Origin of the sequence: Segatella hominis, from assembly GCF_004535825.1 — a bacterium.
Classification (GTDB): Bacteria; Bacteroidota; Bacteroidia; order Bacteroidales; family Bacteroidaceae; genus Prevotella; species Prevotella hominis.
The window spans coordinates 1-26040 of record NZ_SGVY01000011.1; the positions used below are offsets into that span (position 1 = coordinate 1).

Annotated in this window: 18 protein-coding genes and 1 pseudogene; all 19 read left to right on the forward strand. The window is 46.2% G+C overall.

Annotation, left to right across the window (positions count from 1 at the left end; genetic code table 11):
- Positions 1 to 282 precede the first annotated feature (282 nt).
- Positions 283 to 731 (forward strand): annotated as a pseudogene (locus EXN75_RS05730) (group II intron maturase-specific domain-containing protein); the annotation flags it as partial.
- A gap of 639 nt (positions 732 to 1370) precedes the next feature.
- Entirely contained in the window at positions 1371 to 2060 is a 690-nt protein-coding gene (locus EXN75_RS05735) for an outer membrane beta-barrel protein (protein WP_246031311.1), read from the forward strand.
- 12 nt (positions 2061 to 2072) lie between these two features.
- Positions 2073 to 3194 (forward strand): hypothetical protein, encoded by a 1122-nt coding sequence (locus tag EXN75_RS05740; RefSeq protein WP_134843111.1) that lies wholly within the window; start codon positions 2073 to 2075, stop codon positions 3192 to 3194.
- Entirely contained in the window at positions 3191 to 4597 is a 1407-nt protein-coding gene (locus EXN75_RS05745; RefSeq protein ID WP_134843112.1) for a T9SS type A sorting domain-containing protein, read from the forward strand. The genes EXN75_RS05740 and EXN75_RS05745 overlap by 4 nt, the downstream gene beginning before the upstream one ends.
- Before the next feature lie 27 nt (positions 4598 to 4624).
- Positions 4625 to 13657: a toxin TcdB middle/N-terminal domain-containing protein gene (locus EXN75_RS05750; RefSeq protein WP_246031306.1), complete on the forward strand. Its 9033-nt coding sequence runs from the start codon at positions 4625 to 4627 to the stop codon at positions 13655 to 13657.
- Positions 13644 to 14696: a hypothetical protein gene (locus EXN75_RS05755; protein ID WP_134843113.1), complete on the forward strand. Its 1053-nt coding sequence runs from the start codon at positions 13644 to 13646 to the stop codon at positions 14694 to 14696. Before EXN75_RS05750 ends, EXN75_RS05755 begins: the two co-directional genes overlap by 14 nt.
- Positions 14697 to 15360: 664 nt before the next feature.
- Positions 15361 to 16002, forward strand: coding sequence for an SMI1/KNR4 family protein (locus EXN75_RS05760; RefSeq protein ID WP_134843114.1), 642 nt, complete (start codon positions 15361 to 15363; stop codon positions 16000 to 16002).
- Positions 15999 to 17303, forward strand: coding sequence for an RHS repeat domain-containing protein (locus tag EXN75_RS05765; protein ID WP_246031307.1), 1305 nt, complete (start codon positions 15999 to 16001; stop codon positions 17301 to 17303). Before EXN75_RS05760 ends, EXN75_RS05765 begins: the two co-directional genes overlap by 4 nt.
- A 24-nt stretch (positions 17304 to 17327) precedes the next feature.
- A complete protein-coding gene (locus EXN75_RS05770) occupies positions 17328 to 17612 on the forward strand; it encodes a glycine zipper domain-containing protein (protein ID WP_134843115.1) in 285 nt (94 codons plus the stop codon).
- 633 nt (positions 17613 to 18245) lie between these two features.
- On the forward strand, positions 18246 to 19124 hold the full coding sequence (locus EXN75_RS05775) for a cell division protein FtsX (protein WP_022111662.1): 879 nt from the start codon (positions 18246 to 18248) through the stop codon (positions 19122 to 19124).
- 26 nt (positions 19125 to 19150) lie between these two features.
- Positions 19151 to 19378 (forward strand): DUF3098 domain-containing protein, encoded by a 228-nt coding sequence (locus EXN75_RS05780; protein ID WP_022111661.1) that lies wholly within the window; start codon positions 19151 to 19153, stop codon positions 19376 to 19378.
- A gap of 3 nt (positions 19379 to 19381) precedes the next feature.
- The gene (locus tag EXN75_RS05785) at positions 19382 to 20179 is read left to right on the forward strand and encodes an undecaprenyl-diphosphate phosphatase (protein WP_118117066.1); all 798 of its coding nucleotides are present in this window, start codon (positions 19382 to 19384) and stop codon (positions 20177 to 20179) included.
- A 3-nt stretch (positions 20180 to 20182) separates the two neighbouring features.
- Positions 20183 to 20929, forward strand: a complete 747-nt coding sequence (gene truB, locus EXN75_RS05790; RefSeq protein WP_134843116.1) for a tRNA pseudouridine(55) synthase TruB — start codon at positions 20183 to 20185, stop codon at positions 20927 to 20929.
- A 27-nt stretch (positions 20930 to 20956) separates the two neighbouring features.
- A complete protein-coding gene (gene queA / locus EXN75_RS05795; RefSeq protein WP_022111658.1) occupies positions 20957 to 22141 on the forward strand; it encodes a tRNA preQ1(34) S-adenosylmethionine ribosyltransferase-isomerase QueA in 1185 nt (394 codons plus the stop codon).
- A gap of 61 nt (positions 22142 to 22202) precedes the next feature.
- Positions 22203 to 22610, forward strand: coding sequence for a 2-amino-4-hydroxy-6-hydroxymethyldihydropteridine diphosphokinase (gene folK / locus EXN75_RS05800; protein ID WP_134843117.1), 408 nt, complete (start codon positions 22203 to 22205; stop codon positions 22608 to 22610).
- Between the two features lie 235 nt (positions 22611 to 22845).
- On the forward strand, positions 22846 to 23604 hold the full coding sequence (locus EXN75_RS05805; RefSeq protein ID WP_134843118.1) for a UpxY family transcription antiterminator: 759 nt from the start codon (positions 22846 to 22848) through the stop codon (positions 23602 to 23604).
- A gap of 145 nt (positions 23605 to 23749) precedes the next feature.
- Positions 23750 to 24634 carry a hypothetical protein gene (locus EXN75_RS05810; RefSeq protein WP_134843119.1) on the forward strand — a complete coding sequence of 295 codons (885 nt, stop codon included), beginning with the start codon at positions 23750 to 23752 and terminating at the stop codon, positions 24632 to 24634.
- 152 nt (positions 24635 to 24786) lie between these two features.
- Positions 24787 to 25197, forward strand: a complete 411-nt coding sequence (locus tag EXN75_RS05815) for a hypothetical protein (RefSeq protein ID WP_134843120.1) — start codon at positions 24787 to 24789, stop codon at positions 25195 to 25197.
- Complete coding sequence (locus EXN75_RS05820; protein WP_134843121.1) at positions 25190 to 25855, forward strand: hypothetical protein; 666 nt, start codon at positions 25190 to 25192, stop codon at positions 25853 to 25855. The genes EXN75_RS05815 and EXN75_RS05820 overlap by 8 nt, the downstream gene beginning before the upstream one ends.
- The last annotated feature ends 185 nt before the right edge of the window (positions 25856 to 26040 follow it).

Consider the following 26040-nt stretch of genomic DNA (forward strand, 5'->3'; position numbering starts at 1 on the left):
TTGTCTTCTTTTCGCAACACTAAGGTAAGTGAAAATTCTGACATGGCAAAATCCTGGGCAACTTTTTGTTGCTCAGGCACTTATAAATAATGTTAAACTATAGTGTTGCGGAATTAAGGCTCTCTTAAATGTAATAGATGAGCTTTGTTTTCATGACGAAGCTCTACTTAAAATCGGTAAAATTTAAAGTCATACCTATTTGAATTTTACTCCGTATGTAGAAAGGACTGGCCGTGAGGTCGGTCCTTTTTTGTGAGTATGCTCGGCATGAGCACTGTCTAATCCTTTTATGTGTCCAAAGGCAGATGCCAACTGACGGTGCCTCCCAAATCCAAGACAAAGATGAAAGCCAAGCTAAAGGAACTTACGAGTCGAAGCAATGGATGGGGATATGCCAGGCGGAAGCAGAATCTAAAGGAATACATACGAGGATGGGTGGGTTACTATCATCTTGCCAATATGAAGCAACTGCTTCTGAAAACGGACGAATGGCTGCGCAGACGAATACGTATGTGTATATGGAAGTCTTGGAAGAAAGTCAAGACGAGGATTGCCAATCTCGTAAGGTGTGGTATAGATAAGTACTAAGCCTATATGTGGGCAACAGCCGTCTTGGGTATTGGCGTATTGCTAACAGTCCGATTTTGGCTATGGCTATCAACAATAATTGTCTTCGCAAGGCTGGATATGCCACGCTGATGGCTTCATATCTCGAATGGCACCCAAAGTAGGAACCGCCGTATGCGGAACCGCACGTACGGTGGTGTGGGAGGTCGGTAAATGCGAAAGTAGGGGAAGAGAAGGAGCCGCTGCTAGGAGGAGTATTGAGCGGAGCTAGGAGAAGAATCGGATGACACCGAGAGAAAAAGTCTATTCTCATGGAGAAAGAAGTTTGCAGATAGGGAGATATTCTCCGTTCAAAGCCTTTGGATGTGCATCACAAGCCTTTGGATGTAGATACAAAACTTTGTGATATAAACTTCCCCTAGACTCGTCAACAATTGGCTCCCTATGCGGTAGGAAGTTCTTGCCTATGTGACATGATGTTTGTCAAGGTTTTGTGACTTTAGGACAGCATGGCGAGGAGAAGTTTTTGCCTATGAGTGAATGAACTTATGAGTGCATCCACTTTATATATGTGGCATGATAAATAGCAAAAGCGAAAAATATGAGACTAGTGCTTTTAGGAGCTGTTTATTTATTGTTCATTGTTTTTCTTGCATATAAACATTATGAATATCCATTTTCGAGCGTATTAGGCAAAAACTCTCTCAAAAAGTTGGTGGTTTGGGATGTTCTTCGTAATTTTGCAACACTATCAACAAGTAATATGAAATATTATGAAGTTTAGTTTACCATTACTAGTTACAATGCTGTTGCTGCAAATTACAACAGCCCAAGCCCAGGAATCAGCTATAAAACTTGGCGTCCGTCTCGGTGTTGGCATATCAATGTCTCCCAAGATGGGTGACATTCTTGTCCCTGAGGACTATTATTCCAATTACTCATTCAAGGACAACTGGCAAGTCATTCCAAGCCTTGCAATCCTCATGCAGTACCACCGTCCTGGCGATGCCATTGGTGTGGAGGGTGGCCTTGCTTTCTGGCAGAGATCCGGCAAGCTTACGTACGATGACAACCAAAGTCTCCATTATACAGTAACCCCACGCTACAGCCACCTTGGACTCTTCGCCATGCTGAAGGCTTACCCTTGGAAGAAAGGGCTCAACTTTTCCGTAGGTGGAAGGATAGGAGCTGTATTGAATGAGAGGGGAGTCTCCTACGCCAGCAACCAGGAGGAAGAGCGTTTCTCGCAATATGGATATCCATCGGTTGGTGAGACCGAGAGATTGATGAGGGAGAAACTGAGCGGCAGGATGGACTTCTCCGTTGGGGGTGGTGTCGGCTATGAGATTGGCAGCCATTGGTCCGTGGACTTTCGATACTTTTATGGATTTCCAACTATGGTCAAAACCGAGACCAATGACTTCGGCTGGGCGGAGAAGAACGTCCATAGCCACAACTTGGAGTTAACAGCATCATACCTTTTTAACCTCTAAAAACTCCAGAACATGAATGACAAAGAAAAGGAACGCATAAGCATATCTGTCGCAGCGTTGCTGGCAGTGTTGGTGGCTATCATCGGACTTTTTAAATGCTCGGATGACAGCGACTTACCTCCAAATGACGTGACCACTATGGAAAAGGCAATTATGCCAAATCACACCAAAAAGCAACAAAATGTCTTTGCCCAATCCGACGAAGATACGCTTTCCCACATTGTTGGAAAGCAGCCGTCTCCAAATTATCTCAGGCATTGCGGAAAATCACATACAGACAAAAGACAAATGGCTCCCCGATTGGAACCGAGTGACAGTGCCCAGCTCACAACCCCCATTCCATCCACCCATATGAAAGAGACGCAGCCCAGCGAGGACTCGCAGAAGACAATACATAATGTCACAACAGTGCAGGATGGACAAGCAAGCGTTGCAGCAATTCATCACTCACATTTCCCCCGTGGTCATGTTTTCCGCATTGGGTTATACGCAGGCGTGGGCTATGCCTCCGTGTCACACCTTGGTGGCATCGTGGAGGGTTTCGACATTCGTCCCCGATTCTCCATGGATGAGCGAGGCATGGTGACACCGACCATAGGACTTCAAGGCATCTGGCAGCATCGGAGGCTTGGAGCTGAACTGGGTGTCTCCTACGTGCGCCTTGGTGGCAGACTGTCGGAGTACAAGTGGGACGATGGCATCCATGAGACGACTGATTTTCACTACGGCTATCTCATTCCACGCATTGGGCTACGCATGTACGTCCTCCCTGGGCTATACATGGGCGCAGGTGTGGGGCTTGGCATCTCGCTCGGCGGCAATGGCGTTGACTTTGGTGATGACCGCCAAGGCGAGGTCCATCGTCAACAGGCGCAGCTGACCCAGGACCACTTGCGTGGCAGCCTGAGGGGCAAGGTTCTTGCGCTTCCTTTTGCAAGGCTTGGTTATCATAGCCCCGGCATGGGTCTTGGGGTTGCCTTGGAGTATGGCTTCGGGATTGGAGACCTCTTGAAAACCAGGGACAACGACTATGGGTATCACAACCCTGCCAATACCGCTCAGTATGTAACCCTGACCATAGGTTACGAGTTGACAATCGGAAAAAGAAAGAAATCGGAGGAAACAACAAGATGAGACAAATACAAAACATTGTTTTCTGTGCATTGAGCATGGCCTTTTCGCCAAGCCTGCACGCACAGACACCGGGTGGCGTGGGAATGCCTGCCGTCTGGCAGCATGGACCATGCCTCCTGCGTACGCAATCCAATAAGCCGCTCAGCGTCGTGAGCGTCATCGACGGCAAGGTCTGCGCCTACACCACCTCTTCCGCCATGGGAGGAACCCTTCGCATGGGCGGCAAGCCAATGTCATCGACAGGGCATCCACAGGAGCACCTGGCATATGCCCGCGCCCTCTCCATGCAGGAGAGGCAGAGGGTGGAGAGCCACCTTGCCCTGCGTTACGGGATCACCCTCGGCGGCAATTACCTTGATAGCCATGGGAAAATCATCTGGGATGGGAATCGCAACAAGGCGTTCCGCCATCATGTGGCAGGTATCGCCCATGACGCAGCCTCGGGGCTGAAATTGCTCCATGGCGCAAGCTCGGAGGAGATGCATCCCCTTCAAGTGACCACTCAGACGCTTGCGGACGGTCAGAGCCTCCTCTGGGGCGATGACGGAGCACCTGCCGAGCTCGCCGACAGCAAGGCACATGGAAAGTGGGTCTTGCGGAAGTGGGTGTCCGAGTCCAGTTCCATGGCTGGCACGCCCATACGGATGTCCCTTGGTATAGACCGACTCCGGCAGACTGGAATGGAGCAAGGCGAGGACATCTACCTCGCCATCGACCCATCGGAGACTGGCAATTTTCGGGCAGATGCGGTCAGGTATGTGAGGGGCGAGATGAATGAAGAAGACAGCGTTGTCTTCCATGGCATTGACGCAGGGAGCCTTCACTGTTTCACGTTCCGTGTGGCTGGGGACATGTTCACCACGCTCAGCGTGGACCAACCTTCTCGTGATAGTGAGAGCATGGGCACAGCCACCATTCTCGTTTCGGGTGGTGTACCTCCATACAGAATGTGCCTTGAGCGTGAGGGACAGGCAATGTACGACCAGTCGTCCTCCGACACCTTGCGCAGCATCGGTGGACTGGTCGAGGGACGATATAGCCTCCTCACCACGGACAAGCTCGGAAACGAGTACGGGCATGAGTTCCAGGTGAGTGCGTCGGGCAATATGGAATTGCCCGACGACCTTCGCAACGCCCGATCCCTCCACGATGTTTTTTTCCTTGCCACGGAGGTGACACCCAACCCAACGGCGGACGGATACGTGCGCATCAGGCTGGAGACAGCCGCTGAATTTCCGCTCACAACCATCCTCTACACCGCAGCCGGAGAGGAAGTTGACAAGTCGGAGTTTGGCGCAGGTACGTATTTTCACACCACCGCCTACCTCCCATCCCCAGGCACGTATCTGCTCCGGATGGTGGCGGGCAACCATTCGAAAACAATAAAACTCATACGTAGATAAGCTCAGATGAAAGAAAAGACTAGGAAAATGAAAAATAATGTCTATGGTCTGGTGACTATTGTACTGGTCGCCGCCATAATCAGCTCATGTGGTGGCAGAAAGAGCCGAAGCGTGGTACGGTCCATGTGCCTCGGCAAGGATTCCTTATCCACAATGAGGTTACATAAGACTGAACATAAGTTGGATACCGCACATGTGACGGTCAGGAAAGCTTTACGACAAGACACGAAAGGCAGAAACACTCCTCCCAGCGTTGCGCATGCAGACATGGCAAGGCGCATGGTGTCCAAGTTCTTCTCCTGCTCGGACAGCGACACGCTGAGAGTTGGCAGGGCGCAGCTTGCCGTCCCACGTGGGGCGATGACACATGGCAGGACGCTCAGCATAACGCCCTTGTGCAGGGGTGAGATTCCTCCCCTGCCGACCGGGCTGGTCAACGTTACCGGCGGTGAGGATGCGGACACGGTGGTCGGCTACCGTTTTTTGCCCCATGGCAACCATTTCGTCCATTGCCCAGCGACTCTCACCGTTCCCTATGACAGCACATTGATACCGAGCGGCTATACCGCCGCAGACATACACACCTATTATTATGATGGCATGAGCCGCCGCTGGACGTTGCTCCGAGGCAGGGGAACGGACAGGAAGAGGGCTGTCGCCATGGCAGAGACCACCCACTTCACGGACGTAGTCAACGGCATCCTCAAGGTCCCCGAGAGTCCAGAGACCTCAAGCTATGTGCCGACCGGCATCAGCGACCTCAAGGCTGCCGACCCAGGAGCCGGCATTCAGCAAATGGAGGCACCCATCGCCAACCAGCAGGGCACGGCTTCCATGGAATACCCCTTCGAGCTTCCCAGTGGAAGAGGTGGAATATCCGTCAACGTAGGCTTGTCTTATTCCAACCAGGGAGGCAGTGGCATGGTGGGCTATGGCTGGAGCCTTCCCGTCAAGAGCGTGGACGTGGAGACACGATGGGGTGTCCCTCGCTTCGATTCAGACGTGGAGAGCGAGTCTTACCTGCTCATGGGCGAGCGGCTTGGCGATCGGGCATATCGCTCGGCGACTATGCGCCCCCGTATGGCTGAAAGACATTTCCAACCTATGGTTGAGGGAAACTTCAACAGGATAATTCGCCATGGTTCGACACCTGCCGACTATTGGTGGGAGGTGACCGACAAGGACGGTACGACCTATGCCTATGGAGGAAAGGACGGAAAGGTGGACGACGCCAGTACGCTCACCGACACCCACGGCAACAGAATCAAGTGGGTGCTGACGAGGATTACCGACGTCCACGGCAACTTTGCCTCGCTGCGTTACACGAAGCACGGCGGCAACCTCTATCCCGACCGATACACCTATACAGGCTTCGGTGATGAGGAGGGACTTTACAGCGTGGAGTTCGCCATGGAGCAGGATGCAAGACATGATGCCGTAAGCAGCGGTCGCCTCGGCGTGATGCAAGAGGACGCGGCGCTATTGCACAGAGTGAGCGTGAGAAACGATGGCAACCTCCTGCGAGCTTATGAGCTACATTACAAGGAGGGGGCGTTCGGCAAGACGCTCCTAGCGTCCATTGACCAGCTTGACAGCCATGGCGATGTGGTCGCAACCCATTCCATGGACTACTACGATGACGTGGTGGGCGGTTTATTCACCACAGAGCCAGTGACATATACTTCTGAGAGTGACAACTATGGAAGGGTGTTCTCCCAAAACGTGGGGCTTCTTGACGGAACCATTTCACTCCTGGGCGCAGGCACGGCCAAGGGCACCACCGTGGGTGGCGGTGTCATGGTGGGAGCTGGCTGGGGTCCTGCATCCGTCAACGCTGGTGCGTCCTACTCCCACAGCAAGGGTGCCAACGAGGGCAAGGCGGCCTTGGTTGACCTCAATGGAGACGGACTCCCCGACAAGCTGTGGAAAGGTTCCGATGGTAAGCTTCACTACCGCCTGAACCTCAATGCCGACGGCAAGCATCCAACCTTTGGTGAGGCTCATCTGGTGGAGGGAGTGAACTCATTCTCCAAGGGAAGCACGTCGAGCAACACCCTTGATGCCAATGTCGCCGTCGGTTTTGGCATCGCAAGCTCCGGCTACGCTGTCGGGAAGACCACCGAGGAGAGTAAGACCCAGGTCTATTTGCATGACTTCAACTCGGACGGACTCGTGGACGTGGCGGTGAACGGAACCGTCTATTTCAATCACAGTGACGGTAAGTCCGTATTCTTCAGTCCATCCAGCTCGGGAACGGACAACCCCATCGTGGGTGGTGACTGTGCCATGGACTCCACCTTCCTGGTTGACTACAAGGTTCTTCGTGACAGCCTGGAGCGGCAATATCCACTCCATGACGCCGTCCGTCTCTGGCGTGCGCCGTTCGAAGGAACGGTAACCGTCACAGGCGATGTACTCAAGCCATCTTCCGAGGGGGATGGTGTGTCTCTTTCCGTGCAGCATGGCGACAGGGTGATATGGAAAAACGACAGGTTTATGGGCGGTACTCTCCGAATACCTGCTATGGACTTGGAAGTTAAGCCTGGGGACTTTTTGTTGTTCAGGTGTGGGGCGATATACTCAGGAGCAGGCGATGCAATCGACTGGCATCCGCACGTTCGCTATGTGTCCCTGCCCGTCCCGACCTATGCAGGCGAGGCGTTGACCGACTATGACAGTGAGGCTGACGCACTGATGGGCGAGGCCTCTACGGCACCCCTTTCGATTGACGGCAAGGTGGCATTTGAGGGAGCGTACGCCAAGGGAAGAACTAGCGATGACATCACGCTCTCGATCGTGCGTACGGACAAGGCCGGAGTGCAGATCTTGGTTGACAGCCTCCTGCTGCCAGCCGACTCAATCGTGTCCGGTGTCTTCCGTGGCGAGTGCCAGTCCGTAGCTTCCGACAGTGCCACCCTTGATTTCATCGTCAGGGCAAACAGTCCGGTTGACTGGCACGCTGTCAGCTGGAATCCTGTCCTCAGGATGGACACGATGCGCTTCGAAATAGCCCCACAGCGAATAATCTACTCCAAGCCCATCCGTATGGCGGCTTCCACACTGGTGAGCCTACCGGCGGACACGGCATGGGGCAGTCGCCTCATCCTCGTTCCCCACCTGTCGGTGAGCCGTGAGTCCGGGGAGGACAGGGATTCGGCGGACGTACACCTCTCTCTGAAGACCGCTGACGGCACGTTCCTCTATGCTCGGACACTCGCCATCGGAAGTGACAACGCCCTCCATGGTGATAGTATCGTGCTTGACGTGTCCTCCATGCGTGGAAAGTTGTCAGGAAAGGAGGTACAGGTTACGTTCTCCATCGCCAATGAACTGGCCTCTGCATCGGAGGCTGGAGTCGAGCTGTGCATGGACTCCACCATTTATGTAGCAGACTCGTTGGGCATTGGTCACGCCATGGGCAGCAAGGTCGTCACCGTGTCTAGCTTGCCGGCTTGTGTGTTCTCCTCATACAACCGTTTCGACTATGGAACTCTTTACCATGGCTGGGGGCAGTTCGCCTGGAACGGAAATGACGGCGCTTCCATCCGTGTCGCCGACATGAGGACGGCGGACACCAACGCCTACCTCCATGATGGAAAGTTGGATGAGGATGCCGTGGAGGCGAACGCCATCGACATCACGGAGCAGCGTTTCTTCACCATGGCGTACCAGTCATCCTCCCAACGCTATGTGAGTGCGACAGACAGCGTGTATGTAACTGGTGCGGTGATGCGCCCATCCCGCCTTGGTGAGGATGACATCGTCATCGACTCCGTGGACTATGCCACTGGCGGTGAGGGGTTGGCGGCCCCCGTGCAGCGCACGTTGACCAAGGGAAGGAGCAAGTCATACAGTCTGGGAGCATCTGCAGGTGTCAGCATCGGCGTGAACAGGAGCGAGTCCACCCAGGATTCCTATACCAAGGTGTCGTTACAGGATATCAATGGTGACGGCTACCCTGATTGGGTGAACGACCATGATGGAAAGATACGGGCGCAGCTGACCTGCCAGACCGGCAGGTTGGGTGATGCCATGGACTATGCCGTGGAGGGTGCGCTCTCCAGGGGAAAGTCTAGCAACACGGGACTTGACATCGGAGCCAGCTTCGATGCCAAGGCATACTCCATCGGACAGTACTTCCAGTTTCCCAAGACATCGAAGGAGGCCGAGTCGTCCTCCCAGTCCACCGCTTATCCGTCCGATGCCGAGTCGGCAGGCAATGCCGGCAAGGTCTCAGAGAACGGCTCGTGCAGTGCCAGTGGCAACTTCTCCAGCGGCGAGACCGTGACGGCGAGGGATTGGAGCGACCTCAATGGTGACGGTCTTCCCGACATGGTGTCCTCGGACGGCATGGTGCGCTATGGACTCGGCTACTCGTACACTGATGCTATGGCGTCGGAACTTCCAGGCACAGACCGCAGCGTGAGCAGCAACCTGGGTGGTGGCAACGGCGTATGCATTCCGGTGTTGGGCATGTTCAGCATCTCGAGTGGCATGAACGACACGCAGAGCCTCACCATGGGAAGGGGCATGCTCGCCGACGTCAATGGCGATGGCCTTCCCGACTACGTGAGCCAGGAGGCCGATGGAAGTCTCTCGGTCACCCTCAATCGTGGTGATGGCTTCATGGAAAAATGGGATATGGGCGGTCGCACTGCCATGTCCGCCAGCGTTGGTTCCTCCCTCGCCTTTTATGGCAGCGTGGCTTACACCATCCGCATTCCACTTCCGTTTGGGTTCCGCATCAACATTACCCCAAGTGTCCAGGCCTCGCACAGCGAGAGCGTCAGCCGCACGACGGCATCTCTCATCGACATGGACGGCGATGGCCTTCCGGACCTCGTGTGTGCCAGTGGCGAGAATCGCCTGCTTGTTTACCGCAATCTCACTGGCAGAACCAACTTGCTCAAGTCTGTGACCCTCCCGTTCGGGGGAAGGCATCTCGTCGAGTACGCCCAGACGGAGCCGAGCCATGACTTGCCTGGCAGAAGATGGGTGATGTCAGCGGTGGAGACCGTTGGTGGATATGCGGAGTGCGGAGCCACCAGGACAAGGACGGAATTTGACTACCATGGTGGTTACCAGGATCGCAAGGAGCGTGAGTTCCTTGGCTTCCAAGAGGTGGTGACAACTGAGGTCAACACGCTTGATGGTGATAGGCTATACCGCAGGACTGTGCGTATGTACGATGGGGTGAGGGACTATCATACCCACTCGCTCCTCACTTCGGAGACCTTGTATGACGCGGACGCCAACAAGTTGCATGGCACATCGTATTCCTATGACTTGCGCGACCAGCAGTCCAGTGAGTCGAAGTTCCCAGCATTGGTCAAGGTTGAGGACATGGAGTATGACCCCGGGACTGGTGTGAGCATGGGCACGAACGTGGAGAATGACTACGATGGCTATGGCAATCTCACCTTCTACAGGCAAACCGCCATTGGACATGAGTTGGAGGCAAGCGTGGATTATCATGAGCTTACCGACAGATACATCGTCGGCGAGCCAAGTCACGTGGCAGTGTCAAGCGGTGGAAAGGTGTTGCGTGAGCGAACCAGCGAGGTCAACTCCTATGGTGACATGACGAGGCTGACGCTACGCAATGGTGATGGTGCTTCAGTCTATGACATGGAGTATGATACCTACGGCAACATCACCAGGTTAACCAAGCCTGCCAACCATCGGGGACAACGCATGTTCCATGCCTATGCCTACGATGAGAGGCATCACTCCCTTGTGACAGGAGTGAGCGATGCCTATGGCTATAGCTCTTCAACATCTTATGATCCGTTGTGGAACTTGCCAACCTCCACCACTGATATCAATGGACAGCGCATGGAATACACGTATGACGTTGTGGGCAGGCAGTCCACCGTCCGTGCGCCTTATGAGATTGAGTCTGGCAAACCGTTCACCATCAAGTTCGAGTACAGTCCTCGTGGCAGGATGGCGCATACCATCCACGACATGGGGAAAGGCTACATCGACACCTATACATTCGCCGACTCACTGATGGACGTGGTGCAAACCAAGCATACTGGTGTGGTCTGGAACGGAACCACTGGTGAGAAGGTGTCCATTGTGTCTGGTCGTGAGGTGGAGGATGCCTTCGGCAGGAAGGTGGCGACATATTACCCGACAACGGAGCCAGTCGGAGATATGGGCAGATACAGCCACTCTGTGGGCGACCTGGAGATGACCACTGAGTACGATGAGCGAGACCGTGAGGTGCTTGTCACTCTGGCTGATGGCGCAAGGACCCAAACTGCGTATGCCATCGGCAACCATGGCAGTGAGCCTATGCTTACGGCAACCTACACGGACGCTCTTGGCAGAACCTCTGAGAAATACTCTGACGCATTGGGCAGGGAGCGTGAGACCGTCCGTCATGCCGATGGTGTGGATGTAACGGTGAAAAAGGCGTATGACGCTCTGGGGCAGCTTCTGGACGTGACCCATCCTAATGGGGCACACACCACTTATGCCTATGATGAACTGGGACGGAAACTGTCCGTCGTTCATCCAGATGCGGGCAAGGTGGAATACACCTATGATGCCGCAGGCAATATGCTGACCAAGCTGACCGCCGAGTTGGAGAGGACGATTTCCTCAAAGGCTCCCATCACCTACACCTACGACTTCGAGAGATTGAGCGAGGTTCTCTACCCCGAGAACCTTTTCAATAGGGTGACCTACACTTATGGAAAGGCTGGTGACCCATTCAACCGTGCCGGCAGGATAGCCCTTGTGGAGGATGCCTCCGGTGGCGAGGCTTACAGCTATGGCAGGATGGGAGAGGTGACGAAGACCGTGCGCACTGTGATGGCGAGTCTCGCCGACGTGCGTACCTATATATATGGTGCGACCTACGACAGTTGGAATCGTGTTCGTACGATGACCTACCCTGATGGCGAGGTGGTGACCTATCACTATGATGCCGCAGGACAGGTGGAGAGTTTGACCAGCACGAAGCTTGGCAGGAAATCGACAATCGTTGAGAAGGTAGGCTATGACAAGGAGGGACATACCGTATATTCGAAACTCGGCAACGGCATGGAGACCACCTACAGCTACGACAAGGTGCGTGACCGCTTGGAGCGGATGGAATTGCAGGGCAAGGGCGGCAAGGTGATGTTGAATGCGTATAGTTATGATGCCGTTGACAATATCCTTGGAATGGAGAACTCTATCAGTCCTCAGTCCAACAAGGGTATGAATCCATCCAAGTTGGGTGGTACATTCTCCCATTCCTATCGTTATGACAAACTCGACCGTTTGGTGAATGCGTCTGGTAAGGCTAAGAATGCTCGCTATGTTATGGACATGGCTTACAATGTGATGAGCATGCCCCAGCACAAGTATCAGGAGGTGGATTCCTCATTGACGGCCCATAGCTACCGCAATGACTATCTTTATGAGGACACATCCCATCCGACTGCTCCGACGCAAATCGGCCATGAGCATTATACGTATGATGCCAACGGCAACCCAACGTTGGTGGAGGATGACAGCCTCGGTACGACTCGTCAGATGTTCTGGGACGAGGATAACCGTCTGATGGTCTTGTCGGACAATGGAAAGACAAGCCGCTATACCTACAATGCATCGGGCGAGCGTATTGTCAAGAGCCATGGCAATATGGAGGGAGTATATGTAAATGGTGCGCCTCAGCGCATCGCCTTCCATGAGACGGATGATTTCACGCTATATCCGGCGAGTATTTTGAGCGTGAGTCGGAATCGTTTCACCAAGCATTACTTCATAGGCAGTCAACGCATCGCCTCCAGGATTGGCGTGGGCAGATTCAATAACGTCTATGGCATCAATGGAAGCCGTGTCACTGCCGGACAGAAGGATTATGCGGCGAGGATGGGAGAGATAGAGGCGCAGAAGGAGGAGTATTACAAGAGTCTCGGTATTGCCCCTGGTGTTCCAACGATGAAGGGTAGCTATGGAGATCCTGAGAACACAGGTGTAGGATATAATTCCATCCTGACGGAATTGGGCAAGCACGATGTTCCTGAGAACTGGATACAATTGCCAAAGAAAGATGGAAAGGGCAACTCAGCAGGGAGTGGCGCAAGTGCCACTCCTGGGACTCCTATTGCTTGGGAGGATCCGAGCAATCCCGAGAATGCCCAACCTGGTTATGGCTATGTAGCTGGTGATACCACGGAATTGGAGGAGACCTTTTATTATCATAGTGACCACCTTGGCTCAACAAGCTATGTTACCGATGAGGATGGTAACATCACGCAGTATGAAGCCTATCTTCCTTATGGTGAGTTGTTGGTCGATGAGCACTCGTCTTCAGAGTCAATGCCGTACAAGTTTAATGGCAAGCAACTTGATGACGAGACGGGACTCTATTACTATGGAGCTAGGTATATGAATCCTGTGGCTAGCATTTGGTATGGGGTGGATCCTTTGGCTGAAAAATATCAAAGTATGGGAGGAATGGTTTATTGTGAAAGCAATCCTATAAAGTACATTGATCCAAATGGTATGATAAAAAGATCATATTTTGGTCAAGAAGAAAGGTTAAAATCGCCGATTTTATATAGAAATTATCTTCATTTTAAAGATAATCCAACAGTATTAAATCTGTTTGCACATGGAAGTTTTAATGGCTTTTCATATAAAGGGAATACATCTGGTTCTACTGGTGAAAAATCCGTAAAATTCTTTTATGATATGATACAAAAAGATAGAGGTTTGAAAGAAAGTTATTCAAAAAGTAAAATAATCGTTCTTCATATGTGTTCCACAGCAAAATTTGCTGAAAAGATTTCTCGTGATCCAAAATTTAAAGATGCTTTAATTATAGCTCCAAGTGGAGATTTGGCGGTTTCTGAAAAAACGCCAAAAGTGAATGATAAACTTATAAAATCAAAAGCAGAATATTCATATAGAATTATTGGAGCTACTAATAAAAAAGCACATGGTGTTTGGAAAGCTTATAGGAATGGGCGTGTCGTAGCAAACTATAAAGATAGTTCTAAACCAGGATCTATTGGATTCAATTTTTTTAATACTAAGGGAAAAAATGGGAAAAAATAATATAATCGATTTGCTTGTTAATATAATAATTGCATTTATTATATTGATTTCATTTGATAATTGCGCAAAAAGAAATGCGAGGGAGGATAAAATAGATTCTTCTCTGATACAATTGAAGACTTTAGGTATATTCTACTGCAATCCGATTAAAACGGCTGAGTATTTGAAGGTGAAAATCTGCCTTAGACAATTAGATACGTTTGCCAATGATGCAGAATTGGTGCGTTTGTCTAAAGACGATAAATCTCCGATTATCAGACTATATGCTTTCCAAGTATTGCTAAATCGCAATTATCAGAAAGCTGAATCTATTGCATTTCGTGAGTTGACTGATACCATTAGCGTTCCTATTAGCTATGTTTCCTTTTATGAAAGAATTGGGGAGGACAATATTTCAAATTTGAGGATTAACTTGTTGGCAAAGTACTGCAAGAAACATAGAATTAGTACAAACAAGCTAGATAGAGTATTGCTGCGTAGCTTGGGTTTAAAGAACATTGACTATTATAAACAGCTATTTTTGAGAATTCCACCAAGTGAAAGGTATTATTATCTCGTAAAGAGGCATTATGTTGTAGATAAAAATCCTTATGCCTTGGTTTTGCTTGCAAAATACCATAAGCCATCTGATAGAGTTTTGGTTAATGAAGCCCTTAAAACATTCGAAAAGATAGAAGAAGCTTGTCGAAATATAGCAGATGTGTCATATAAACCAGTACTTCCTGACGAGGATTTGTTTCCAATGTCTTTATTAGCTGTGTCTTATTGGCCAGATGAATCTTTTCGAAAAACATTAGAAGATATAAGTAAACTATATTTATACAAAGCAGATGATTTTTCGCCAACTCTCGATTATTTATATCAAGCTTTGATGGCTTATAATGACGAATGGTCTTATCGCATAATAAAAGATAGCTTTAATTATCAGAAGAGAAGTATGAATGAAATGGATTTATACAATTATAAAGAATCATTCAAAAATGCGTATTTGAAGAGACCTTTGCCCAAATATAGATCTTTCTTGTATGGTTCCAAATAAGAGGGTGTGTCATAAGCCATGATACACCCTTTTTCTATCTGTATTTTCCTACAATAAATGTTAAGACATGCCCTTCTCGATGACACTCCCATTTTCTACAAATACTCTTATAATTTCCCTTCTCTGCCTGGGTATTTTTTTCTCCCTGCCCACGCAAGAATTTTTCCGTGGGCAGGGAAAAATAAAAGTGGGTACAGGGGCGGAAATTATGAAACCTGAATCCTTGAAAATTATAGACGGATGAAGAAGCGCTTTATTAGCACTTAACGAAGCGCTTCATTAACACCTAACGATGCGCTTCATTAGACCTTAATAAAGCGCTTTGCTAGATCTCAATAAACTTAGACCTTAACAAAGCGCTTCGTTAGAGCTTATAAATGCGTTTTTTTTTGAGGAAATGCTTTATAAAAAAGGGTGCGTCACAGACTTATGACACACCCTCTTATTTTCTATTTGGAAAAGCATAGGATACTCAGAGAAGATGTTTTGTTCTTTTAGTCTTTTCTCCATTATTTTTTTGCATATAAACTTTATGAATATCCATTTGCGGTCGTATTAGGCAAAAACTCTCTCAAAAAGTTGGTGGTTTGGGATGTTCTTCGTAATTTTGCATCTATTAGCTGAATTTGCGTAACTCAAATGTGAACCTAAATGATTAAATAGTATGTTATTTAAGTCAAACAGAATAAGTACTGCTGATTTTTCTTTCTTGAGAAATGTAGTGAGAATATTGCCTGCAAAGTGGAAATATTTGCATAGGCAGATTAATACCAATTGTATAGTTGGTAAAAGTAGAAGCCAACATATGGAAAATGGATATTTTACATTGATATTGGATAGGGCAAGTAATGATACTTCCAATTATAACCTACCAGAACTTATTACGTTGTCAGGCATATTGGTATGGGACAAAAAGAAGCAAGATTATTCAGAGGTGCAACTTGATATATCTTTTGGTTCTCTTATAGGCTTTTATGTTAAATCAAAGTATGAGAATTTAGACTGGGCAAAGGTCGATTTAAGCCAATTCTTAGAAAATGATTATGGTAAGAATATAGATGAAAGCCGAGTTGTTGTAGATAAAAATCTTGGTGATTTGAACTCAAAAGATAGAAATAAGTTGGATTTAGGAGATGTCTTTTCCGTAGAAGTGAATGAGCAAATATATTATACGATAAAATCTATAGGCGATGGAGACTACGTGGCTATAGATAAAAATGGTGGAGTTTTCTTTTTAAAGCATGATCCTTTATCAGTAAAGAAAATAGCAAAAAACGTGGATGAATATTTAAAAAATGTTTTGTGATGGTCTTGTCGGACAATGGAAAGACAAGCCGCTATACCTACAATGCATCGGGCGAGCGTATTGTCAAGAGCCATGGCAATATGGAGGGAGTATATGTAAATGGTGCGCCTCAGCGTATCGCCTTCCATGAGACGGATGACTTCACGCTATATCCGGCGAACATCCTAACCGTGAGCCGGAATCGCTTCACCAAGCATTACTTCATAGGCAGTCAGCGCATCGCCTCCAGGATAGGAGTGGGCAGATTCAATAACGTCTATGGCATCAATGGAAGTCGTGTCACTGCCGGCCTGAAGGATTATGTGGCGAGGATGAGCCAGATAGAGGCGCAGAAGGAGGAGTATTACAAGAGCCTTGGCATAGCCCCTGGTGTTCCAACAATGAAGGGCAGTTATGGAGATCCTGAGAACACAGGTGTCGGATATAATTCCATCCTGACGGAATTGGGCAAGCACGATGTTCCTGAGAATTGGATACAATTGCCAAAGAACGATGGAAAGTGCAACTCTACAGGGAGTGGCGCAAATGCTACTCCTGGGGGTCCTGTTGCTTGGGAAGCCCCGAGCAATCCAGAGAATGCCCAACCTGGTTATGGCTATGTCGCAGGTGATACCACAGAATTGGAGGAGACCTTTTATTATTATAGTGACCACCTTGGCTCAACAAGCTATGTTACCGATGAGGATGGTAACATCACGCAGTATGAAGCCTATCTTCCTTATGGTGAGTTGTTGGTCGATGAGCACTCGTCTTCAGAGTCAATGCCGTACAAGTTTAATGGCAAGCAACTTGATGACGAGACGGGACTTTATTACTATGGTGCAAGGTATATGAATCCTGTGGCTAGCATTTGGTATGGGGGTGGATCCGTTATTAGAGAAAAAATGCAGGTTTCTCCATACAATTATTGTTTGGATAATCCAATTAGGTTCATAGATTATATGGGATTATATGAGACGGAAGCTGCTGCTCAAAAAGTAGCAAAACAATATGGGGCAAATTATTATCAAGATAAAAAGTCTAAGCAATGGTATGTTGCAATGGATGAAAGTGGAGAGAAAGCCTATTCTACAGGGGAAACCTTAGTTCGTGATTTTGGACAAACTTTTTTGGAAAAAAGTAGTGGCGCAACAGATATTGGCAGTAATGCATATGGCTTTTTGGAAAAAATGGTAATACCTGGACATAAAAATTATTTTCTAGGAATCAATGGAAAATATTATAGCCACCATCCAAATGGAATTACTGGTAGCAGAGTTGGGGCAATTAAAATTTCTAATTATTATAAAAATGCAGGATGAGCAGCTACTTTTGTTTCTGGAAGTATGTTGATTTCAGACGGTATAATGAAGGACTCCAAAAATAATAATGGCGTGTTTTCTATTGGCTATAATACTCAAAAAGCATCTGTCACAGTTGTCTCAGGATGTATTGTGAGTTGGGGATGTTCTGCTGTCGGGGCAAAAAATGGAGCTTTTGTTGGAACTGCTATTTGTCCTGGTGTAGGTACAGCTATAGGAGCTGCTGTTGGTGGAGTTGGAGGTTCTATATTGGGCAATGAATTGGGTGTAAATATCGGTTTGAAAATGTTTGATGAAATTAAAAAATAAAAGTATGGAATTATATTGGAACATAACGCTTATATTTATTTATAATATGCTTTGTAAGGCAAGTTTAATTCTTGACAAGTATTCTCCTTTCTCATTGTTGCTCACAATCCTCTTTCATGAACGAAAGATTGGAAAAAATAGAATTGACATAGAGTCTATAAATAAGGCCTCAGTTAACTTTATGAACAACCCAAACTTTGGTATGAACATTAGATATGCTAACTTCTTTATGTTATCATTGCCTTTGATACTTTTATGGGGAAGCATGATCTTTTGTATATTTCTTTTTAATGAGGGAATTATGCCTAATGAGCATTTATTTGTATCTTTGATACTTGTGTTTATTTGCATTTCTTTCTTAATTAATTATATCTTCTTATGGAAAGATAATAAATATTTATTTTATATGAAAAAGTTTAAGTCAAAAAAAATAGATGCAAAGACAAAATGCATAAGTTTATTAATTGTCGTTGCGCCGTTTTTCATTCTTATTGCTAGTATATTCTGCATATCTTAATGCGGACTTTTGGGAAAGATAGCCCGAAAAATGCTAATAAATGCAATTTTATTTTGTTATCTCTTGGAAATAAAGTATCTTTGCAAAAAATTTGGTGTATTATACCCTTTTGTGAAATGAGAAAGAAACAATATAAGCCAAGCAATCATCGTGGATTGCAGATGGTCACTTTATGTATAAGTACCTCTATGGTACTCGTTTTGTTGGGTTTTGTCATCTTTTCGGTCCTCATGGGTCGAAACTTGTCGTCGTATGTTAAGCAGAACCTTGTAGTAACAGTGATGTTCGAACAGGATATGACCAATTCTGAAGCTGTTCAGATGTGCAAAACCTTAAAGGCTCGTCCTTTTGTGAACAACTTGAATTATATCTCCAAGGAACGCGCTCTGAAGGAGGCTACCCGCGATTTGGGTGCAAATCCAAGCGAGTTTGCAGGTGTAAACCCATTTCAGCCTTCTATAGAAATCACAACCAAGGCCGATTATGCAAATAATGATTCCCTGAAATGGATTTCCAAGGAATTGAAGGCGTATCCGAGAGTTACCGAGGTTTCTTATCAGCATGATTTGATAGAAAAAGTAAATGAATCTCTGGCAAAGATAAGTTTGGGTTTGCTGATTGTTGCTGTGTTGTTGACATTCATCTCTTTCTCGTTGATTAACAATACGGTAAGATTAGGTATCTATGCCCGTCGCTTCTCGATACATACGATGAAGTTAGTAGGTGCTTCATGGAATTTTATTCGTGCTCCTTTTATTCGCAGAGCAATATTGATAGGTCTGTTATCTGCATTCTTAGCTGATGCATTCTTAGGAGGATGTATCTATGCTTGGTATCTGAACGAACCAGAATTGCTGACCGTTCTCGGTTGGGAAGAACTTGCCATCACAGGTGGAGCGGTATTCCTCTTCGGAATTATTATCACTTCATTGTGTGCAAGCATCTCTGTCAACAAGTTCCTGAAGATGAAGGCTGGCGATCTTTATAAGATTTAAATTCAACATTAAACTATTATATATTCATGGATAGAAGAAATTTGGCATTTGATAAGGTCAACTTTATCTTGTTGGCCATCGGTATGGCTATTGTCATCTTAGGTTTTCTCCTGATGAGCGGTGCTGGCTCTAATGAGAATACTTTCGATATGGACATTTTTAGTACTCGTCGTATAGTGGTAGCTCCTACAGTTACACTGATAGGTTTTCTGTCTATCATTTATGCAGTAATTCGTAAACCAAAAGATAAATAACAAATGAATTGGATTGAAGCTTTGGTCTTGGGTCTTATCCAAGGTCTTACCGAATATCTGCCAGTGAGCAGTAGTGGTCATCTGGCTATCGGTGCACATCTCTTCGGCATCAATGGAGAGGATAACCTGACTTTTACAATTATGGTGCATGTGGCTACTGTGTTGAGTACATTGGTCATTCTATGGAAAGAAATCGACTGGATATTGAAAGGACTCTTCAAGTTTCAGATGAATGAGGAGACAAAGTATGCCCTTAATATCGTTATCTCTATGATTCCTGTTGGTATCGTAGGTGTATTTTTCAAGGATCAGGTAGAAGAAGTCTTTGGCTCAGGTCTGCTCATCGTTGGCTGCATGCTCATCGTGACAGCTATCCTCCTTACGTTCTCTTACTTTGCAAAACCACGTCAGAAGGAAAATATCAGCCCTCTGCATGCTTTCATCATTGGTCTTGGACAGGCACTTGCTGTTTTGCCTGGTCTGTCACGCTCTGGTACTACCATTGCTACGGGTCTTTTGCTCGGTGATAAGAAGGAGAAGATGGCACAGTTTTCATTCTTGATGGTGATTCCTCCTATCTTGGGTGAGGCATTGCTCGACCTGTTGAAGGGGCTGAAGGGCGAAGAGGCATTGGGCGGTATTGATGCCTTCCCTATGCTTGTAGGTTTTATAGCAGCATTTGTATCTGGTTGTCTGGCTTGTAAGTGGATGATCAACATCGTAAAAAAGGGTAAACTGGTGTATTTCGGTATCTATTGTGCTATCGCCGGTGCAGTTACCATTATCTGTTCATTAATGTAATATATGGATTTCAGAAAAGGAGAAATTATAGCTATCGACAAGCCTTATCGGATGTCGAGCTTCGGAGCTTTGGCGCATGTACGCTATCTGCTCAGCAAGAAACTTGGCTTCAAGGTAAAGATAGGACATGCTGGTACGCTTGACCCCCTTGCTACTGGTGTCCTGGTGCTTTGTACAGGTAAATGTACCAAGCAGATAGAGCAGTTGCAGACTCATACCAAGGAATATACGGCTACGCTCCAACTTGGTGCCACTACGGCAAGTTATGACATGGAGCATTCTGTAAATCATACTTATCCTACTAAGCATATCACACGAGAACGGGTAGAGGAAGTTTTGAAGCAGTTTGTCGGTGAAATACAGCAGGTTCCACCTACCTATAGTGCGGTAAAGGTGAATGGCGACCGCTCTTATGCCTTGCGACGTGCAGGTGAGGAGGTTCAGCTGAAACCAAAGACTGTTAGGGTGGATGAGATAGAGTTGACTGACTATGATGATGAGCAGAAAACTGCAAGCATCCGTGTTGTCTGCGGCAAGGGTACTTATATCCGTTCGCTGGCCCGTGATATCGGTAGAGCCCTCGATAGCGGTGCTTTCCTGACAGCTCTCCGTCGTACCAAGGCAGGAAGTTTCTCGGTAGAGAACTGTATCGACTTCGACCGTTTCCAGGAATGGCTTGATGCACAGGAGTTGGAGGATAGTATCCTTGACAACAATCAACCGGCTTCTCATAAAAAGAATCATAAGTAATAATCAGAAAGGAGAAAAATATATAACATGAAACTATCACAATTCAATTTTAAATTGCCAGAGGCACAGGTTGCTCTCTATCCACATAAGGCAAAGCGTGTCGTAAAAACAGCTAACGGTGAGCGTACTTTCGAAGTGACTCGTCGTGATGAATCTCGTTTGATGGTTCTTCACAAGAAGTCTGAGAAGATCGAAATGTACAAGAAGGATGCCGAAGGCAATGACATGGTCGATGCTGAGGGCAATCCTGTATTCTTGCAGTTTAAGGACATCGTCAACTATTTCGATGAGGGTGATACCTTTATCTTCAATGATACGAAAGTCTTCCCTGCTCGTCTCTATGGTACCAAGGAGAAGACTGATGCCAAGATAGAGGTGTTCCTGCTCCGCGAGTTGAACCAGGAAATGCGTCTCTGGGATGTATTGGTAGAACCAGCCCGCAAAATTCGTATCGGCAATAAGTTGTTCTTTGACGATGTGAACGAGATGGTAGCCGAGGTAATCGACAATACTACCAGCCGTGGCCGTACCCTTCGTTTCCTTTATGATGAGGATGGTCAGCACGATGTCTTCAAGCGTTCTTTGTTTGCTCTGGGTGAGGCTCCATTGCCACGCTATATTATTGACAAACGCGAGAACCACCATGCTACCGAGGAAGATATGGATGACTTCCAGTGTGTATTTGCCGAGAAGGAAGGTGCTGTTACTGCACCTGCTACTGGTCTTCACTTCTCACGTGAGTTGATGAAGAAACTGGAGATTTGTGGCATTCAGCCAGCTTTCATTACCTTGCATTGTGGTTTGGGTAACTTCCATGAGATTGAGGTGGAGGACCTCACCAAGCACAAGATGGATTCTGAGCAGATGATTATCGGCAAGGAGTGCTGTGATCTTGTCAATCAGACCAAGTTGGCTGGTCACCATGTATGTGCTATCGGTACCAGTGTGGTCAAGGCTACTGAGTCTGCTGTCGGTACTGACGGTATGTTGAAGGAGTTCGATGGCTGGACCAATAAGTTCATCTTCCCTCCTTACGATTTCGGTCTCGCAGACTGTATGGTTGCCAATTTCTATCATCCAGAGTCACCGCTCATGATGAGCACTGCTGCTTTTGGTGGTTATGACCTTGTCTATAGTTGCTACAAGAAGGCAGTAAAGAACGGATATATGTTCGGCTGCTTCGGCGACTCCCTGTTGATTTTGAACGATTAAAAGTCTGATGTAGGCGCAAGTGTTGTTGGATGTTTGCGTCAATATATATAATAAGGTATATATGCATAAAGTTTATTTGAGCCTCGGCACAAACTTGGGCAACAGGAAGCGCAATGTTCGCGAAGCGATAGAAAAGATAGAGGAGCTGATTGGCGTGGTAGAGCGCCAGTCAGCTCTTTACGAAACCAAGCCTTGGGGCTTCTCGTCGCCAAATGATTTCATCAATGCCTGTGTGTTGGTGGATACGGTACTAGCTCCTCGCCAGCTCCTGGAGACTACCCAGCGGATAGAACAGGAGATGGGTAGGATAGGGAAGTCGGTGAATGGCGAGTACCATGACCGCATCATCGACATCGACATCCTGCTCTATGATGACATCAAGGTAAATGAACCAGACCTCGTCATCCCTCATCCCTTGATGGAGGAGCGAGAGTTTGTGATGGTTCCACTGAAGGAAATCCTTTCGTGAGGGAAGGATTGACAGAAGAAACTCTATGTTGATGTCTAACTTTGCATGTATAAATATAATGTAAAGTAAGGTATGAGAGACTTTGTAGTAAAAAAAATCCGTAAACGACCAAACTTTTTGAGGAAAAGTTTGGTCGTTTCGATTATTTTTTATACATTTGCAGACATATTATATACGAATTGCGGAATATCTATTGAGTGTTAACCATTGATAGCCGCTATAAACGTAAGCTTTAGTGCATAGTAAAAGTAACATTGCCGCTTTGATTAAAGGGCAAGCCACAGGAGACGTTTCTCCTACCAGTCGTGACTTGAAACTCACTACGTCTCCCCAAGATATACAATCCGGGGTGACCCCCAACTATGCTTTAAGCGTAGGTTCTTATCAAGCTACAGATTTATCTACAAATACGATACAAACCGCCTCTTCTGCTGTCGATGCAGAAGGGGCGGTTTGGTTTTTGATGCGTGTCTCTTATGGTCGCGAGCAGAAGGCGAAGGACTATTTGATGGCAAAGGGCATCGAGGTCTTCTTGCCGATGCAGGAGAAGCATTATGTATGCAATGGCAAGCGAATACGCAAGATGCAATCCCTCATCCCCAACTTCTTATTTGTGAAGAGTACTGAGGAGGAGATGAAGAAGTACATCGGCAAGGAACCCTTGGAATTCTTCCATCATTATTATGTACCCAAAAAGGAAATCGGGGGGGGTAAATTTGGTAGGTCGGGCAAAAAGCCTTTGATAATTCCTAATTGTCAGATGGAGAAGTTTATCAAATGGAACTCGGTCGATGACCTCAACAAACTCTTTATAGCTGACGACAAAATCACTTTTTGCAATAAAGAGAAAGTCAGAATCCTAGGTGGACAATTTCAAGGTTTCGAGGGACAAGTATTTAGAATCAAAGGACAGTCACGTGTGGGTGTATCCATAGAAGGTGTGGGGACTATCTTCACAGCTTATATCCCAAAAGGAATGTTGGAAAAAATATAGATTATAAATCATTATTGTTCAGTATATTATAAAAGTGGAAAGTCTGTGGATATCCCTCAGTGGCTCTCTTGACACTTGGTTAACATACACGTATTGATTCCTTTACTATAGAGCCTGGTAAAGATAATGATTAAATTTTATTTTTATGAAACAGTTTAAGTATTTATTGTTGATGCTGATGGCATTATTGTCATTCTCGGCATGTGAGTCTGAAGATGATAATGAAATTCAAGGTGAAGGAGGCATGTGGGAGTATTTGAGTATTAGTAATGTACAGTGTGAACGAATAGGTAATTGCTTGCGTGTTGACTTCAAACTTAAAAATGTTAGTGGTAAAAATCTGAATGATATTTCGATTCAGAACATTAAAGCAGTTGATAATACGTCTAATGCTTATAATTATTATGGTAATAAAATGTCTATTGAAGGAGGATTGTTTAAGAAGCCATTGTATGGACTTGATAACATCAGTTTGAAGAAAGGTGAAGAAAAGTCTGCTACAATTGTTATAGCCCAATTTGATCCATCAAACAATGCAAAGAATGCAAAGTTGTGTCTTGATGTTTATATTGGAGAATCTGAAAAAGGTTATTTGTCTGGTGAGACTCGTTTCTTTGGTTGGACTGATAAACGCCCAATGGCAGGTATTCAGACGAATGATAAAATTTTGAGTTATTCAAATTCATCTTGTACTTATCGCGATGGATCATGTTATTGGACTTTTTATGTTATCTCTAAAGTTTCAATAAGTGATTTTCATTTTAAGTGGAGTAGTAGTGATATAGCGGATAATACAGGTGAAAAATGTAAAAGCTTTGATGTTTCTTTTGATGATGGAAAATTTTTAGATGATATTGCTCAGGATCGTGCGAGTACAGATTTAATAGCAAATACGCCAAAGAAGATAACTGTAAAATTTAAAAAATTCCAAGCACAGGCAAGGTCTATTTCAGGTTCTATTTTTATTAATGCTGCTTCTTATCCGTTAACTTGTGATTATCTTGTTTTCAACAACATTCAAGTGCAATAATACGAAAGAACAGGAAGACAGGTTTGTTTGAGTTGATATTTAAAGGCTCTCTTTTTATATTCCTGTAATACGATAAAAGGAATGGAGGTGTAAGATCGATGAGAATTTGCCCCTCCGTTTCTTGATATGTTGAACAGTTTAACTTATCATATATGGGTAAAAAATCTCTATTATTGTTAGTGTCGGGAGTAATGATATTGGTATCTTGCTCAACTAATGCAGGAAAAGAAACAGAGTTTACCAATGAAGTTATATTCTGTGATTTGCCAAGTTGCCTCTATGATGCTGATGATAAGGTTGTGGCATTGGATTTGCCTTCTATTTCTGATGATGTGGGAGAGGAAGCAAATGTATCAAGTCTTTTTTATGGTTATCCGCAAGTTGACCAAGAAAATGTTCTTTTAGGCATGAAAGCGTTTTGGTTAGCTTACGATAAAGTGGTGAGAGCGGAAATTGTTCATTCGGATTCTCTTGACGCTTTTACTGAAAAAGCTCAAGATTATATGTCTCATGTTTGTCAGAAACTCGTAGAGGAATCTAATTTATTATTATATTATGGTTAAACAATATCTATTATTGCCAACAATGGTTTTGTCAATCGTGTTGGCTTCGTGTGGTAATCCAAAGAAGACTACCCCAAAGGAAGTGGATGGAGTGGAAACTTCTGATACGATTAAAGAGGCATCCGAAGCAGCTAAAGATATGCCGGAGTGTGTCTTTACAGAAACGGGTTATGGAGTGGTTCAATTGAATGGTAAGTTATCCAAACTTCCAAAAGCATATGAGAACCTTTATACCAATTTCGTTGTCTCTACAAACCCAGATACCCAGTTGAAAACCTATTCTTTGTACAATGGTGAAGAATTGGTAGCAGCTGTAGAAGGCTATGCTGATAGTGATCAAATAATTACTATTTGTATTTTCTCCGATAAGATTACGGTCAAGTGTGAGAATGGTAAAACAATGAAAATCGGCATGAAGGTTGCTGATGCTGTAAAGGAATTTAAGGATGATTGTTTTGCTTCCTGGACGGGTGAGGAACAAAAGCCTGTCATTCACTTTGGAACCACTATATGTGTAGAAACTACTGATGTAACCTTGACTCCTGCTAAGCAACAAGAGATGGAGGGTATTCAAAATTCTTTTGAGGATACTCTTCCTGTTGCCCCTGGCGATGTGTCTTCAAGTCAGCTAATCAAAAATATGAAACTTGGTTATTAAGGCTATGATTTAGCATAAATACTAATATTAAGCACAGTTTGCAAGCAATTGCTATATGCGCTTGGATAAACTTTGTGGCAGACTGATAGTCCGTGTTAGTTATCGTTAAGGTCGGAATAGAGCCCGACTAAGACATTTGTTTAATTTAAATAGTGCCCACTAATTCAAGTGGACTTTAATATTAT

What these genes read in the sequence shown, in the direction of transcription:
- EXN75_RS05735 (WP_246031311.1), top strand. Translation starts at nt 1,371, where the DNA reads ATGCTGTTGCTGCAAATTACAACAGCCCAAGCCCAGGAATCAGCTATA.
- EXN75_RS05740 (WP_134843111.1), top strand. Translation starts at nt 2,073, where the DNA reads ATGAATGACAAAGAAAAGGAACGCATAAGCATATCTGTCGCAGCGTTG.
- EXN75_RS05745 (WP_134843112.1), top strand. Translation starts at nt 3,191, where the DNA reads ATGAGACAAATACAAAACATTGTTTTCTGTGCATTGAGCATGGCCTTT.
- EXN75_RS05750 (WP_246031306.1), top strand. Translation starts at nt 4,625, where the DNA reads ATGAAAAATAATGTCTATGGTCTGGTGACTATTGTACTGGTCGCCGCC.
- EXN75_RS05755 (WP_134843113.1), top strand. Translation starts at nt 13,644, where the DNA reads ATGGGAAAAAATAATATAATCGATTTGCTTGTTAATATAATAATTGCA.
- EXN75_RS05760 (WP_134843114.1), top strand. Translation starts at nt 15,361, where the DNA reads ATGTTATTTAAGTCAAACAGAATAAGTACTGCTGATTTTTCTTTCTTG.
- EXN75_RS05770 (WP_134843115.1), top strand. Translation starts at nt 17,328, where the DNA reads ATGTTGATTTCAGACGGTATAATGAAGGACTCCAAAAATAATAATGGC.
- EXN75_RS05775 (WP_022111662.1), top strand. Translation starts at nt 18,246, where the DNA reads ATGAGAAAGAAACAATATAAGCCAAGCAATCATCGTGGATTGCAGATG.
- EXN75_RS05780 (WP_022111661.1), top strand. Translation starts at nt 19,151, where the DNA reads ATGGATAGAAGAAATTTGGCATTTGATAAGGTCAACTTTATCTTGTTG.
- EXN75_RS05785 (WP_118117066.1), top strand. Translation starts at nt 19,382, where the DNA reads ATGAATTGGATTGAAGCTTTGGTCTTGGGTCTTATCCAAGGTCTTACC.
- truB (WP_134843116.1), top strand. Translation starts at nt 20,183, where the DNA reads ATGGATTTCAGAAAAGGAGAAATTATAGCTATCGACAAGCCTTATCGG.
- queA (WP_022111658.1), top strand. Translation starts at nt 20,957, where the DNA reads ATGAAACTATCACAATTCAATTTTAAATTGCCAGAGGCACAGGTTGCT.
- folK (WP_134843117.1), top strand. Translation starts at nt 22,203, where the DNA reads ATGCATAAAGTTTATTTGAGCCTCGGCACAAACTTGGGCAACAGGAAG.
- EXN75_RS05810 (WP_134843119.1), top strand. Translation starts at nt 23,750, where the DNA reads ATGAAACAGTTTAAGTATTTATTGTTGATGCTGATGGCATTATTGTCA.
- EXN75_RS05815 (WP_134843120.1), top strand. Translation starts at nt 24,787, where the DNA reads ATGGGTAAAAAATCTCTATTATTGTTAGTGTCGGGAGTAATGATATTG.
- EXN75_RS05820 (WP_134843121.1), top strand. Translation starts at nt 25,190, where the DNA reads ATGGTTAAACAATATCTATTATTGCCAACAATGGTTTTGTCAATCGTG.